We start from the raw sequence: 13,894 nt of genomic DNA on the forward strand, positions 1-13,894 counted from the left end.
GACGCGTGTCCTACGCGCTCGGGCGGATCAGCGCGCCGAGAGGTGCGCGACCGCGTCGGTGGCCGCCACCACTTCGCGGTCGCCGGTGCGACGGTCCCACAGCTCGACCTGGCCATCGGCGGCGCCACGCCCCACGATGATGATCTGCGGCACGCCGACCAGCTCGGCATCGCCGAACTTCACTCCGGGCGACACCTTGGGGCGATCGTCCAGCAGCACGTCGAAGCCGGCGGTCTCGAGGTCGGCGCTGAGCTTCTCTGCGAGATCGAACGCCGCGGCGTCTCGCCCGGTCGCCACGACATGGACGTCGAACGGCGCGACCGATGCCGGCCAGATCAGGCCTTTGTCGTCGTTGTTGAGCTCGGCGATGATCGCGAGGATGCGGGTGATGCCGATGCCGTACGAGCCCATCGTGACGGTGACGAGCTTGCCGTTCTCGTCGAGGACCTTGAGCCCGAGCGTCTCGGCGAAGAAGCGGCCGAGCGCGAAGACATGGCCGATCTCCATGCCGCGTGCGAGCTCGACGGGACCGGAGCCGTCGGGCGCGGGGTCTCCCGCGCGCACGTTCGCGACCTCGACGAAGCCGTCCGACGCGAAGTCGCGACCCGCGACGAGCGAGTGCACGTGCTTCTGGTCGATGTTGGCACCCGTGATCCACGACGTTCCGTCCACGACGCGGGGGTCGAGGAAGAAGCGGATGCCGGTGGCCGACTCTTCACCGAGGATGGCCCCCTGCTCCGACCACGGTCCGATGTAGCCCTTGACCAGCAGCGGCTGGCGCTGGAAGTCCTCGGGGGTCGCCGCCTCGACGGCGGCGGGCGCGAACGCGACCTCGACGCGCTTGTCGTCGACCTCGCGGTCGCCGGGGATGCCGACGACCACGAGCTCGCGTGTGCCGTCGGGGTGCGTGAGGGCGAGCACGACGTTCTTGAGCGTGTCGGCGGCCGAGTAGTCGCCCTCGAGCACGGCGTTGGAGTGCGCGACGAGGGTCTCGATCGTCGGGGTGTCCGGCGAATCGAAGATCACGGGCGTGGGAAGACCGTCGAACGGGATCGCGTCGGGGGCGACCGTCGTGAACGCCTCGACGTTGGCCGCGTAGCCGCCCGCCGAGCGCACGAAGGTGTCCTCGCCGACGGGGGTGGGGTGCAAGAACTCCTCGCTGCGTGCGCCGCCCATGAGTCCGTTGTCGGCCGCGACGATGACGTACTCGAGCCCGAGACGCTGGAAGATGCGCTCGTACGCGTCGCGCTGCGCCTGGTACGAGGCATCCTGGCCGTCGTCGGTGTAGTCGAACGAATACGCGTCCTTCATCGTGAACTCGCGGCCGCGCAGGAGTCCTGCGCGGGGACGCGCCTCGTCGCGGTACTTGTCCTGGATCTGGTAGATCGACAGGGGCAGGTCCTTGTACGACGAGTAGAGGTCCCTCACGAGGAGCGTGAACATCTCCTCGTGCGTCGGGGCGAGGAGGTAGTCGGCGCCGCGCCGGTCCTGCAGCCGGAAGATGCCGTCGCCGTAAGAGGTCCAGCGGCCGGACGCCTCGTAGGGCTCGCGCGGCAGCAGCGCGGGGAAGTGCACCTCGTACGCGCCCGCGTTGCCCATCTCCTCGCGGACGACGGCTTCGATCCTGGCCTTGACCTTCAGCCCCAGCGGGAGCCAGGTGAAGATGCCGGGTGCGGCGCGACGGATGTAGCCGGCGCGGACCAGCAGCCGGTGGCTCGTGACCTCGGCGTCGGCCGGGTCTTCACGGAGCGTGCGGAGGAAGAAGTGCGAGAGACGGGTGACCACGAGCACCAAGCTTACTCAGCGCGGTCGACGGTCCCGCCGGGCGGACCTGCACCGGCGACCTACACTGGCCCCGTGCCCCGCCGCCGTTCCCGCATCGTCCCGACCGCAGCGCGCGGCGACCTGGCCGACTCCCTCTCGGCCCTGCGCGCCGAGCTCGGCCTGCCCGAGTCGTTCCCGCCGGCGGTGCAGGCCGAAGCGGACCTCGCTGCGCAGTCCGTGCCGGTCGAGCCGGCGGCATCCACTCTCGCGGATCTTCGGCACATCGAGTTCCTCACGATCGACCCGGCCGGATCGACCGATCTCGACCAGGCGCTGCATCTGGAGCGGACGGCAACGGGTGCCGTCCTCCACTACGCGATCGCGGATGTCGCGGCCTATGTCGTTCCCGAGGGGGCGATGGATGCCGAGGCGCGCACCCGTGGCCAGACCATGTACGCCCCCGACGGGCGCATCCCGCTGCACCCGGCAGTGCTGAGCGAGGGGGCCGCATCGCTGCTGCCAGGCCATGACCGCCGCGCATTCGTCTGGCGCTTCGTGCTGGACGAGGGCGCGCGACCGGTGGAGACCACGCTGACCCGCGCCGTCGTGCGCTCGCGTGCGCAATGGTCGTACGTCGACGCGCAGGCGGCGGTGGATGCCGGAACGGCACCCTACTCGCTGACGGCCCTGCCGTGGTTCGGCGCCGAGCGCGCCGCGCGTGAAAGCGAGCGGGGTGGCGCGAGCCTGAACATCCCCGAGACGCGGGTGGTGAGAGAGCCGGGCGGATACCGGCTCGAGCGCAGTGACGGGGTCCCGCTCGAGGACTGGAACGCGCACGTCTCGCTGCTGACCGGGATGGCGGCCGCGGAGATCATGCTGGCCGGCCGCATCGGGATTCTGCGCACGATGCCGCCCGCCGCTGCCGAAGACATCGAGGAGTTCCGTACCCAGACGGTGGCGCTCGGACTGCCGTGGCTGGAGCGGCAGCCCTACGGCGACTACCTGCGCGATCTGCCGCGCACCCCGGCCGCACGGGCGGTGCGCGAGCACGCGGGCGGGCTGTTCCGCGGTGCGGGATACGTCACGTTCGACGGCGAGGTGCCCGAGCAGACGGTGCAGTCCGCGATCGGAGCGGCGTACGCACACACGACCGCTCCCCTGCGCCGGCTCGTCGATCGCTGGGTGCTCGTGATCTGCGAGGCCCTGGCGAACGGACGCGAGGTGCCGGCCTGGGCGCGAGGGTCGCTGGCCGAACTTCCGGCGCTCATGACACGCAGTTCGCAGCGTGCGAGCCAGCTGAATGCCGGCGCCCTCGACCGGGTCGAGGCCGCCGTGCTGCACGGCCGTGAGGGCGAGGAGTTCGAGGGCCTGGTGCTCGCCCGGCGAGGCGACGGTGCACGCGTGCAGCTGCGCCGCCCACCGGTCGAGGCGAAGGTGAAGGGCCTCGATGACGTCGCACCCGGGACGATCGTGAGGCTGCGCCTGGTTCGCACCTCGATCGCCGACGGCACAGCCTCGTTCACCCCGGTGGTGTCGTGAACGAGTCGGCAGCCCGGAGTAACGTGGCCCCGACGTCGACGTCAGGAGCAGTCATGGCCACTCTCGGCAACATCACGTTCTACGCGGACGACCCGCGTGCGCTCGCGCATTTCTGGTCCGGTGTGTTCGGCTATCCGGCGCTGGAGTGGGAAGAGCCCATGAAGAGCGAACTGCTGGCCGCGGGACTCACCGAAGCCGACCTGGCCACCCGCGCTCTGGCCGAAGATCCCGAGGGAATCGGCCCGCGGCTGTTCTTCCATCACGCCGACGGCCCCAAACGGGGCCGCAACCGGCTGCATCTGGACGTGTCGGTCGCTCGAGACGGCGACGGCGACCACCGCTCACGGCTTGAGACCGAGAAAGACCGCCTGGTGGCGCTCGGCGCGACCGTCGTGCGACTCGTGGACCAGCAGTGGGGGCCGTGGCCGGACCTCTATTACCAGCTCCGGGACCCCGAGGGGAACGAGTTCTGCCTGCAGTGAGCCGACCTCAGCCGATCTGTCGTCGCGCGCGCCCTACGGCATGACGCGTGCGAGGGGGCCGATCCCCTCCCGGCGTTCGAACACCAGGTGCGTCTCGGTCGTGCGGACCGTCTCGTGCACCGTGATGTGCTGCAGCACGATGTCGCGCAGCGCGGCGGCGTCTTCGACCGCGACATGCACGAGGAAGTCATCCTCGCCGGCGACGTGGAACACCTCGATCACTCCCGGCGTGCGCTCGAGCGAGTCGAACAGCCGGCCCACGCCTTCGCGCGTGTGCCGGCCCAGGCGCACCCGGATGACCGCCTGCAGCGGGAGCCCGAGTGCGGCCGGATCGAGGACCACGCGCACGCCTGCGATCACCCCGCGGGATCGCAGCAGCCGCACCCGGTAGGCGCAGGTCGACTCCGCCACGCCCAGCTCGGCGGCGAGCGCCTTGTTGGAGCGGCCCGGCTGCCGCACGAGGGCAGCCAGAATCCGCAGGTCGAGGTCGTCAAGGCCTGACGGCGAGGCTTGTGGATCGGACAATCTGCGTCTCCCTCCGGCATCCATCCTTGGCGGATCTTCAATGATCTGGCGGATTGACGTCGCGTTCCACAGTATCGTTCGACAGTCACCGCCTGTTCAGCAACACTCGACGGCATGACCCGTCCACAGCATCCCGACACCCTCGCCGTCCACGGCGGTCGCGACGACCTCGCCGCGCTCGGCGTGCACGCTCCCCCGCTCGACCTCTCCTCGACCTACCCGCTCCCGGATGTCGGGCTCGGCGGCGACTCATACGAGGCGCTGGCATCGGGCGGCACGCCCATCGAGGGCGGCAGTCATGTCTACGCCCGGCTCTGGAACCCGACGGTCGCACGCTTCGAAGAGGGCTTGGCACGGCTGGAGGGCACCGAGGCGGCGGTCGCATTCGCGTCGGGGATGGCCGCGCTGACGGCTGTCCTGCTGTCGCACACGGTCTCGGTCGGCAGGCCCCACGTCGTCGCGGTGCGCCCGCTCTACGGCGGCAGCGACCACCTGCTGGCGACGGGACTGCTCGGCACCGAGGTGTCGTACTGCAGTCCCGGCGAGGTCGCCGCCCACATTCGCGAAGACACGGGAGTCGTGCTGCTCGAGACGCCGGCCAACCCGACGCTGGAGGTGGTCGACATCGCCGGCGTGGTCGCCCGGGCCGGGCGTGTGCCGGTCGTCGTCGACAACACGTTCGCGACGCCGGTGCTGCAGAACCCCACGGCCCACGGCGCGGCGATGTCGCTGCACAGCGCGACGAAGTATCTCGGCGGCCACGGTGACGTGATCGGCGGCGTCGTCGCGTGCTCGGAGGAGACGGCCGCGGCCCTGCGCCAGGTGCGCGCGATCACCGGGTCGATCCTGCACCCGCTGGCCGCCTACCTGCTGCACCGCGGCCTGCAGACGCTGCCGGTGCGCATGCGCGCGCAACAGCAGTCCGCCGCCCGCATCGCCGCGTGGCTGCAGCGTCACGACGCGGTCGCGCAGGTGTTCTACCCGGGTCTTGCGGACGACCCGCTCGTGGGAACCCAGCAGCGCGGCGGCGGGGCGATGGTGTCGATGCGGCTGCGCGGCGGGTACGACGCGGCCGCGCGCGTCGCCGAGTCGACCGCGCTGTTCACGCACGCGGTCTCGCTCGGCGGCGTCGACTCGCTCGTGCAGCACCCAGCAGCTCTGACCCACCGGCCGGTGGCGCCCGAGGCCCGACCGGGCGCCGACATCCTGCGACTGTCCATCGGACTGGAGCACGTCGACGACCTCATCGCCGACCTCGCGCAGGCCCTCGACGGCACTCTCGTGCGTTCGGACCCGGATCGCGTGCCGGCGGAGCAGGTCGCGGTCGGCTAGGCCCGCGACGCCACCGCGCACGCCCACTCGATCGCCAGCGCAGGCGAACTCACCGACACAGGACGTTCCGGGCCGAGATCGTCCTGTGTGCGCGATTTCTCCTGCGTGGGTGATGTCCGCGACACGCGGGCGCCGCGCACACGACACAGCGCGGAACAAGGTGGGAGGATCCACGACATGACGCTCCACCAGTTCCCCCGCTATCCCCTGACGTTCGGGCCGAGCCCGCTGCAGCACCTGAAGCGCCTCACGCAGCACCTCGGCGGTGCCGAGATCTGGGCCAAGCGTGAGGACGTCAACAGCGGTCTCGCCTTCGGCGGCAACAAGACCCGCAAACTCGAGTACATCGTTCCCGACGTCCTGGCATCCGGTGCCGACACGCTCGTCTCGATCGGCGGCTACCAGTCCAATCACACCCGCCAAGTGGCCGCCGTCGCGGCTCACCTGGGGCTGAAGGCACGCCTCGTACAGGAGAAGTGGGTGCCGTGGGACGACCCCACGAACGACCGCGTCGGCAACATCCTGCTCTCTCGGATGATGGGCGCCGACTCGCGGCTCGATGATGCCGGGTTCGACATCGGCATCCGCGATTCGTGGACGCAGGCGCTGAGAGAGGTGGAGGATGCCGGGGGCACGCCGTACCCGATCCCGGCCGGCGCCAGCGAGCATCGCCTCGGCGGGCTGGGCTTCGCGAACTGGGCGTTCGAGGTCGCCGAGCAGGAGAAGCAGCTGGGGGTCTTCTTCGACACGATCATCGTCTGCACCGTCACGGGTTCGACGCACGCCGGCATGATCGCCGGCTTCGCGGCTCTGGAAGAGCTCACGGGTGTCAGGCGGCGCGTGCTCGGCATCGACGCCTCGGCCACTCTCGAGAAGACCCGCGACCAGGTCGCGCGCATCGCCCGGAACACCGCAGAGCTGATCGAGCTGGGCCGCGAACTGCGTGACGACGAGATCCAGGTGCTCGAGGGCTGGGCCGGCGAGCTGTACGGGTTGCCGGTCGAGTCGACGATGGATGCCATGACTCTCGGCGCCCAGCTGGAAGCGATGATCACGGACCCGGTCTACGAGGGCAAGTCGCTCGCGGGCCTGATCGACCTCGTGCGCGGAGGCGACATCCCGAAGGACTCGACGGTGCTGTACGCGCACCTGGGCGGGCAGCCGGCGATCAATGCCTACCACTCGCTGTGGGGCTGAGCGCGCCGTAGACTAAGTCACATGACTAAGTCGGATTCCCCCGCCATCACGGTGGTCGGCGTACATGAAGCGAAGACGAACCTTTCACGGCTTCTGCGAATGGTCGAGAGCGGCGCGGAGGTGGAGATCAGGCGCGGGGGCTCCCCGATCGCGCGACTCCTCCCGATCGACGACGCCCCACCGAAACGGCAACTCGGGATCGACAAGGGAAAGATCTGGATCTCCGACGATTTCGACGAGCCGATGACGGAGATCGAACAGGCGATTGCGAGCAATGACCTCTTTCCTGCTTGATACACACGTCTGGCTGTGGATGCTCGACGACAACCCTCGGTTGCGTGGGCGCATCCGAGCCATCGTCCAGGACGAGTCCTCTGACCTCCATCTGTCTGCCGCCAGTCTGTGGGAGATCTCCATCAAGATGCATCAGGGCCGATTGCGCCTTGCCGGATCGACCGAGGAGCATCTTCGAGATCGCCTGCGCGTCACCCGGGTCTCGGCCGTGCCCATCGACGCCTCCGACGCCTTCGCGGCCGGTGCGCTGCCACACCACCACGCTGATCCCTTCGACCGGATGATCGTCACCCACGCGCGCGCACTGAAGGTGCCACTGCTCACCGCCGACCCGCGGCTCGCGGCGTACGACGTCGAGACCGTCATGGACTGAGGCGAGTGAGCCGACCGGCCCGGACAGCGCACCGGGTCAGACCGTGACGACCTGCGCGGTGCCCACCGCGGCATCCGGACCCATCTCATCGGCGATGCGACGGGCCTCTTCGATCAGCGTCGCGACGATCTCGGACTCGGGCACGGTCTTGATGACCTCGCCCTTCACGAAGATCTGTCCCTTGCCGTTGCCGGACGCCACGCCGAGGTCGGCCTCGCGCGCCTCGCCCGGGCCGTTGACGACACAGCCCATGACGGCCACGCGCAGCGGCACCGTCATGTCCTTGAGTCCCTCGGTCACATCGTCGGCGAGCGTGTAGACGTCGACCTGCGCACGACCGCACGACGGGCACGAGACGATCTCGAGCTTGCGCTCGCGCAGGTTCAGCGACTGCAGGATCTGATGGCCGACCTTGACCTCTTCGGCCGGTGGCGCTGACAGCGAGACGCGGATCGTGTCGCCGATGCCCTCGGACAGGAGGATCCCGAACGCGGTCGCGCTCTTGATCGTCCCCTGGAACGCCGGGCCGGCCTCGGTGACCCCGAGGTGCAACGGCCAGTCGCCGCGTTCGGCGAGCTGCCGGTACGCCTTGACCATGACGATCGGGTCGTTGTGCTTGACCGAGATCTTGAAGTCGTGGAAGTCGTGCTCTTCGAACAGCGATGCCTCCCACACGGCGCTCTCCACGAGCGCCTCGGGCGTGGCCTTGCCGTACTTCTCGAGCAGACGCTGGTCGAGCGACCCCGCGTTCACGCCGATGCGCAGCGAGACACCGGCATCCTTCGCCGCCTTCGCGATCGCACCCACCTGATCGTCGAACTTGCGGATGTTCCCGGGGTTCACGCGCACGGCGGCGCAGCCGGCGTCGATGGCCTGGAACACGTACTTCGGCTGGAAGTGGATGTCGGCGATCACCGGGATCTGACTCTTCTTCGCGATGATGTGCAGCACGTCGGCGTCGTCCTGGCTCGGCACGGCGACACGCACGATCTCGCAGCCGGAGGCGGTGAGCTCGGCGATCTGCTGGAGCGTGTGGTTGATGTCGGTGGTGGGCGTGGTCGTCATCGACTGGACGCTGACCGGCGCGTCGCCGCCGACAAGGACCTTGCCGACCTTGATCTGACGGCTCTTGCGGCGGGGCGCGAGCACCTCTGGCACACGCGGCATTCCGAGATTGACTGCTGGCACCCACCCAGCCTACGACCCGGTGCCCGTGCCCGGGCTGAGTGCCGTCGGCCGGCCCGGCGACCTGCTATCGTGACGGCATGTTCGCGCGCACTTCCTGGTGGCCCACCCGCTGACGGCGGTGTGCTCGCGACCCGAGAACACAGACCGCCCCTCGAGGCGGTCTTTTTCGTTCCGCGATGACGCGACCGCCCGATATGCAGAAAGGCCCCGGCCATGACCGCGCGCCCCTCCCCCCTCGCCGCCGCGATCGCCGGTGACCGCCCGTTCGCCCTGCTCGCCCGAGACGGCCAGACCGTCGAGGTGCTCACCGGCGCGGTGGTCGATGTGCCCCTGCTGGCCGACATTCCGCTGATGGATGCCGCGGGCGCGGCCCGGGAGGTGCTGGCTCTCGTGCCGTTCCGCCAGGTCGTCGAGCGCGGCTTCGAGTGTCATGACGATCAGGCACCGCTGCGCTGCCTCGTCGTGGACGACCACGACGCCGTCCCGCTGGCGGAGGCGCTGACCGAGCTGCCCGACGCCGCCGTACCGCTGATCGATGCCGGGTTCGACATCCCCGACGCCGAGTACGCCGACATCGTGCGGCGCGTGATCGCCGACGAGATCGGCCGCGGCGAGGGGGCCAATTTCGTCATCCGGCGTGACTTCACGGCATCCATCGACGTCGACGCCGTCACCGCGGGGCTCACCTGGTTCCGCGCGCTGCTCGAGCACGAGCGCGGCGCGTACTGGACCTTCCTCATCGTCACCGACGGACATCTCGCCGTCGGCGCGAGCCCCGAGGCGCACGTGAGCGCGCAGGGCGGCGCGCCGGCGAAGCCCGGCTTCAGCACCGTCACGATGAACCCGATCTCGGGCACCTTCCGCCACCCCGCCGGCGGCGCGACCGTCGACACCCTGACCGAGTTCCTCGGCTCGACCAAGGAGACCGAAGAGCTGTTCATGGTCGTCGACGAAGAGCTCAAGATGATGTCGGCGGTGTGCGGCGACGGCGGGCGCATCACCGGTCCGCATCTCAAGGAGATGTCGCGGCTCACCCACACCGAGTACATGCTGCGAGGGCAGAGCACGATGGACCCCCGCGACATCCTGCGCGAGACGATGTTCGCGCCTACGGTGACCGGCTCGCCGATGCAGAACGCGTGCACCGTCATCACCCGGCACGAGCGGTCGCCGCGAGGCTACTACTCCGGCGTCGCCGCACTGTTCACCCCGACGCCGGACGGACGCCATGACCTCGATGCGCCGATCCTCATCCGCACCGCGTACCTCGTCGACGGGCAGCTGCGCGTGCCGGTCGGTGCGACGCTCGTGCGCCACTCCGATCCGGACGGCGAGGTCAGCGAGACCCACGGCAAGGCCGCCGGCGTGCTCGGAGCGATCGGCGCCGTCGAACGCGACCCGTCGCCGGCACCGGTCGTCGACACGGATGCCGTGGACGAAGACGCCCCGGCCGCGCAGCCGCGGCTGCTCGCCGATGATCCCGGCATCGCGACGCTGCTGGCCGGACGCAACGAGCGCCTGGCTGCGTTCTGGCTGAACCCGCAGGATGCCGGGGGCCACGGCCCGTACGCCGGTCGCACCGCCGTCGTGGTCGACGCGGAAGACCGCTTCACGACGATGCTCTCCCATCAGCTGCGTCACCTGGGCTTCGAGGTGACGATCACCCGCTGGAGCGATGCCGACCCGGCCTCCCTCGACATCGCGGACCTGGTCGTCGCCGGCCCCGGGCCCGGTGACCCGCGCGACGACGCCAGCGACCGCATCACGGCGATGCGCACGGTCGTCGATGCCCGCCTGGCCGAGGAGCGACCGCTGCTGGCCGTGTGCCTCAGCCACCAGGTGCTCGCGCACCGCCTCGGCATCGAGCTCGCACCGCTGGCGGCACCGCACCAGGGGCTGCAGAAGACCGTGGATGTGTTCGGGCAGCCGGCATCCATCGGCTTCTACAACACGTTCACCGCGCGGGTGGATGCCGGGACCACGACTGTCGGCGTGACCGAGGTGTCCGCCGATCCGGCGTCCGGCGACGTGTACGCGCTGCGCGGACCCGGCTACGCATCGGTGCAGGGCCACCTCGAGTCGATCCTCTCGCGCGACGGGTTCGAGACGCTGCAGCGCCTCGTGGCGCACGCGCTGGCGCCGTCCGACCTCTGAGGGGCCGGTTCAGCGTTCGCGTGCGAGTCGCGCCGCGAGCAGACGCCGCTCGGCCTCGTTGGCGGTGAGTTCGAGCGCCCGCTCGTCGGCCCCGGTCGCCTCGTCGTCGCGCCCGAGCGCGCGCAACAGCCGAGCGCGCACGGCGTGCCAGAGGTGGTAGCGCTCGAGCGCGCCGCGGAGCCCGTCGACCTCGTCGAGGGCACGCGCCGCGCCGGCGACCTCGGCGAGCACAACGGCCCGGTTGAGGCGCACGAGGGGTGACCGGTCGTATCGAAGCAGCATGTCGTAGAGGACGAGCATCTGCGGCCAATCGGTCTCCTGCCACGTCCGCGCATCGGTGTGGCACGCCGCGATCGCCGCGTGCAGCTGCCACCGGCCGGGAGTGCGGAGCGCGGCGGCCCGGGCCAGTTCCGCCTGCCCCTGTGCGATGAGCGCACGATCCCAGCGGCTGCGGTCCTGGTCGCCGAGAAGCACGAGCTCGCCGTCGACGGCACGTGCCGCCTCGCGCGCCCGGTGGAACAGCAGCATGGCGCGCAGTCCGGCAGCCTCTGCCTCACGCGGCAGCGCGTCGGCCACGACGCGGGCGAGCCAGAGCGCGTCTTCGGCGAGATCACGGTCGGTGCCTGCGTCGGCTCCGGCCGCGAGATGCGCGGAGCCGTACATGACCGAGAGCACCGTCAAGACGATGTCGAGACGGTCTACGCGCTCGGACTGCTCGGGAATGCGCAGCGGGATGGCGGCATCGGCCATCTTGCGTTTCGCGCGGGAGATGCGCTGGCCCACCGTCGCGTCCCGCTCCAGCGTCGCGCGGGCGATCTGCGCCGTCGTGACCCCGAGGACGGCCCGGAGGGTGAGCGCGAGCTGGGCCTCGGGTGCCAGCGCGGGGTGGCAGCAGCCGAACAGGAGCGACAACCGCTCGTCGGCCTCGGGCTGCGCGGTCTGCTCGTCGGCGCGAGTGGCGAGCAGCGCGAGCTTCGCACGGTACGTCTTGTCGCGGCGCATCCGGTCCAGCGCGTTGTGGCGCGCGGCCTGCATCAACCAGCCGCCCGGGCGCGGCGGGACACCACGCCGCCGCCAGTCGTGCAGTGCCTCCTCGATCGCTGAAGCGGTGGCCTCCTCCGCCACGTCGAGGCTGCCCGTCGTGACAGTCAGCGACGCGACGATCCGCGCCGCCTCATCACGGACGAGGTGCGCGAGTTCGCGATCGGATGCCGTGGCTCGGGCAGTGCTGCCCGCCGCGCCCGGAGCCACGGCATCCTCGCGGGTCACGGCTCGAACTGGTCGTAGTCGGTGACCATCGGACGGATCTCCACGCTGGTGCTCGGAATGGTCAGGCTCGGCCAGGTCTTCACCAGCGCGATGGCGGCATCGAGGTCGGGAACGTCAATGATGGCGAAGCCGCCGATGACCTCCCTCGCCTCGGAGAACGGGCCGTCCACCACGACGGGGCCGTCTGCACCGTACGTGACGGTGGTCGCCGTCGTGACCGACTGCAGCTCCGCGCCGCCGTCGGCCATCTTGTCGGCGTTGTCGGTGAACCACTGGTAGATCCGCGCGTAGTCCTCCTGCAACTGCTCGGCAGGGATCTGCGCGTCGGTCTCGGGATCGGACGTGAACATGATGACGTACTTCACTGCGGCCTCCTCAGGTGGGGTTCCCGTCGTACACGGGAACCGTTTCACCCCCACAGCGAACAGGCAAGCCCGATTTCGACAGACGTGCCGATGATTCAGCCGAAGAGGACCACCGGGTTGAAGACGTCGGCGAGGATCAGGATGCCGCCCATCACGACCAGGGCGATCACGACCGCGAAGGTGACCGGCACCAGTTTGGTCGCGTCGACCGGCTTCGGCGGCGGGCGGCGCAGCAGCTTCGCCCACGCACGCTTGAGTCCGTCCCACAGGGCGACGATGACGTGTCCGCCGTCGAGCGGCAGCAGCGGGATCAGGTTGAAGACGAACAGGGCGATGTTCAGCGCCGCGAGCAGCTCGATGATGGCGGCCGCGCGGTTGAGTACGGGTGCGTCGATCGCGGCGACCTCGCCGGCGATCCGACCGGCGCCCACGACCGACAGCGGCCCGTTCGGGTCGCGCTCCTGCCCGGTGAACAGGTCGACCGCGGTCTCGTAGACCTTCACCGGCAGCTGGGCGATGATGCCGATCACCTGCCCGGTGCGGTCGAGGGCGATCCGCGGGCCTTCCCAGATCGGCTCGCGGACGTACTCGACCGCGGCGGTCATGCCGACGAAGCCGACCTCGGCTGTGGTGATCTCGCCGTCTTCGCCGACCACGTCCCGCTCGGCGAGCATGGGGGTCATCTGCAGGGTCAGCTGCCGGCCGTCGCGCTCCACCACGACCTGGAGGGTCTGGCCGGGCGCGTCCTGGATGAGCGCCGAGGCGTCGGGGAACGTCGACACCGGGGTGCCGTCGACCGAGACGAGCACATCACCGGGCTGCAGGCCCGAGGCCGCGGCGGGCGATGCGGGGTCGTCGGGGCCGCATTCGGTGGCCGTGGTGGATGCCGGGAGCGCACAGACGCTGACCTCCGCCACGGTCGTGGTCGCGGTCTGCACGCCGATGCCGCTGACCACGATGCCGAACAGCACGAAGGCGAGCAGCAGGTTCATCGTCGGTCCGCCGAGCATGACGATGACGCGCTGCCAGACCGGGAGCTCATAGAACGCGCGCTTGGTGCCGACGTCTTCGAGCGTCTCGGCGTTGGCGACCCTGGCATCCTGCACCATCGTGGCGAAGAAGCCGCCGGCGGCGCGGCCCCCACGGCTGGTGGCATCGGGGGCCGGCGGGTACATGCCCGCCATCGAGATGTAGCCACCGAGGGGGATGGCCTTGAACCCGTACTCGGTCTCGCCGAACCGGCGCGACCACAGGGTGGGTCCGAAGCCGATCATGTACTGGCCGACGCGCACGCCGAACTTCTTCGCGGGCAGCAGGTGGCCCATCTCATGGAGCGCGATCGAGACGGCGAGGCCGATGACGAGCAGCACCACACCGATGACGAAAGCGAGGACGGTCACGAGAGCCCAGGC

General features: G+C 70.1%; 13 protein-coding genes. 7 read left to right on the top strand and 6 right to left on the bottom strand.

What is annotated here, in order from left to right; translation table 11 throughout:
• Positions 1 to 27: 27 nt before the first annotated feature.
• Positions 28 to 1,785, bottom strand: a complete 1,758-nt coding sequence (locus BKA10_RS07085) for a proline--tRNA ligase (protein WP_183499246.1) — start codon at positions 1,783 to 1,785, stop codon at positions 28 to 30.
• Positions 1,786 to 1,857: 72 nt separating this feature from the next.
• Here BKA10_RS07085 and BKA10_RS07090 point away from each other — a divergent pair, with 72 nt between their 5' ends.
• Together BKA10_RS07090 and BKA10_RS07095 are read left to right on the top strand one after the other, a co-directional pair.
• Positions 1,858 to 3,303, top strand: coding sequence for an RNB domain-containing ribonuclease (locus BKA10_RS07090; protein ID WP_183499247.1), 1,446 nt, complete (start codon positions 1,858 to 1,860; stop codon positions 3,301 to 3,303).
• Between the two features lie 53 nt (positions 3,304 to 3,356).
• Positions 3,357 to 3,785 carry a VOC family protein gene (locus BKA10_RS07095; protein ID WP_183499248.1) on the top strand — a complete coding sequence of 143 codons (429 nt, stop codon included), beginning with the start codon at positions 3,357 to 3,359 and terminating at the stop codon, positions 3,783 to 3,785.
• 33 nt (positions 3,786 to 3,818) lie between these two features.
• Here BKA10_RS07095 and BKA10_RS07100 read toward each other — a convergent pair whose 3' ends face one another.
• Entirely contained in the window at positions 3,819 to 4,310 is a 492-nt protein-coding gene (locus BKA10_RS07100) for an Lrp/AsnC family transcriptional regulator (protein ID WP_183499249.1), read from the bottom strand.
• Positions 4,311 to 4,424: 114 nt separating this feature from the next.
• Between BKA10_RS07100 and BKA10_RS07105 the strand changes: the two genes are divergently transcribed.
• The 4 genes from BKA10_RS07105 (at position 4,425) to BKA10_RS07120 (ending at position 7,506) form a co-directional block, all read left to right on the top strand.
• Positions 4,425 to 5,642, top strand: coding sequence for a trans-sulfuration enzyme family protein (locus BKA10_RS07105; protein WP_183499250.1), 1,218 nt, complete (start codon positions 4,425 to 4,427; stop codon positions 5,640 to 5,642).
• A 177-nt stretch (positions 5,643 to 5,819) separates the two neighbouring features.
• Positions 5,820 to 6,839: a 1-aminocyclopropane-1-carboxylate deaminase gene (locus BKA10_RS07110; protein WP_183499251.1), complete on the top strand. Its 1,020-nt coding sequence runs from the start codon at positions 5,820 to 5,822 to the stop codon at positions 6,837 to 6,839.
• A gap of 21 nt (positions 6,840 to 6,860) precedes the next feature.
• A complete protein-coding gene (locus BKA10_RS07115; protein WP_183499252.1) occupies positions 6,861 to 7,133 on the top strand; it encodes a type II toxin-antitoxin system Phd/YefM family antitoxin in 273 nt (90 codons plus the stop codon).
• Complete coding sequence (locus BKA10_RS07120; RefSeq protein WP_183499253.1) at positions 7,114 to 7,506, top strand: type II toxin-antitoxin system VapC family toxin; 393 nt, start codon at positions 7,114 to 7,116, stop codon at positions 7,504 to 7,506. The genes BKA10_RS07115 and BKA10_RS07120 overlap by 20 nt, the downstream gene beginning before the upstream one ends.
• Before the next feature lie 36 nt (positions 7,507 to 7,542).
• On the opposite strand, the gene ispG is transcribed toward BKA10_RS07120, so the two are convergent.
• Positions 7,543 to 8,673 carry a flavodoxin-dependent (E)-4-hydroxy-3-methylbut-2-enyl-diphosphate synthase gene (ispG, locus tag BKA10_RS07125; RefSeq protein WP_183501096.1) on the bottom strand — a complete coding sequence of 377 codons (1,131 nt, stop codon included), beginning with the start codon at positions 8,671 to 8,673 and terminating at the stop codon, positions 7,543 to 7,545.
• Between the two features lie 234 nt (positions 8,674 to 8,907).
• On the opposite strand from ispG, the gene BKA10_RS07130 reads away from it, so the two are divergent.
• On the top strand, positions 8,908 to 10,848 hold the full coding sequence (locus BKA10_RS07130; RefSeq protein WP_183499254.1) for a chorismate-binding protein: 1,941 nt from the start codon (positions 8,908 to 8,910) through the stop codon (positions 10,846 to 10,848).
• Positions 10,849 to 10,857: 9 nt separating this feature from the next.
• On the opposite strand, the gene BKA10_RS07135 is transcribed toward BKA10_RS07130, so the two are convergent.
• The 3 genes from BKA10_RS07135 to BKA10_RS07145 form a co-directional block, all read right to left on the bottom strand.
• Positions 10,858 to 12,117, bottom strand: a complete 1,260-nt coding sequence (locus BKA10_RS07135; RefSeq protein ID WP_183499255.1) for an RNA polymerase sigma factor — start codon at positions 12,115 to 12,117, stop codon at positions 10,858 to 10,860.
• Complete coding sequence (locus BKA10_RS07140) at positions 12,114 to 12,482, bottom strand: YciI family protein (RefSeq protein ID WP_183499256.1); 369 nt, start codon at positions 12,480 to 12,482, stop codon at positions 12,114 to 12,116. The genes BKA10_RS07135 and BKA10_RS07140 overlap by 4 nt, the downstream gene beginning before the upstream one ends.
• Positions 12,483 to 12,577: 95 nt before the next feature.
• Positions 12,578 to 13,882: a site-2 protease family protein gene (locus BKA10_RS07145; RefSeq protein WP_183499257.1), complete on the bottom strand. Its 1,305-nt coding sequence runs from the start codon at positions 13,880 to 13,882 to the stop codon at positions 12,578 to 12,580.
• Between the last annotated feature and the right edge of the window lie 12 nt (positions 13,883 to 13,894).

The organism is Microbacterium invictum, assembly GCF_014197265.1.
Classification (GTDB): Bacteria; Actinomycetota; Actinomycetes; order Actinomycetales; family Microbacteriaceae; genus Microbacterium; species Microbacterium invictum.

Excerpts from the sequence above, each read along its gene's own strand:
- BKA10_RS07130 (WP_183499254.1), top strand. The coding sequence starts at position 8,908 with ATGACCGCGCGCCCCTCCCCCCTCGCCGCCGCGATCGCCGGTGACCGC.
- ispG (WP_183501096.1), bottom strand. The coding sequence starts at position 8,673 with ATGCCGCGTGTGCCAGAGGTGCTCGCGCCCCGCCGCAAGAGCCGTCAG.
- BKA10_RS07095 (WP_183499248.1), top strand. The coding sequence starts at position 3,357 with ATGGCCACTCTCGGCAACATCACGTTCTACGCGGACGACCCGCGTGCG.
- BKA10_RS07110 (WP_183499251.1), top strand. The coding sequence starts at position 5,820 with ATGACGCTCCACCAGTTCCCCCGCTATCCCCTGACGTTCGGGCCGAGC.
- BKA10_RS07120 (WP_183499253.1), top strand. The coding sequence starts at position 7,114 with ATGACCTCTTTCCTGCTTGATACACACGTCTGGCTGTGGATGCTCGAC.
- BKA10_RS07115 (WP_183499252.1), top strand. The coding sequence starts at position 6,861 with ATGACTAAGTCGGATTCCCCCGCCATCACGGTGGTCGGCGTACATGAA.
- BKA10_RS07105 (WP_183499250.1), top strand. The coding sequence starts at position 4,425 with ATGACCCGTCCACAGCATCCCGACACCCTCGCCGTCCACGGCGGTCGC.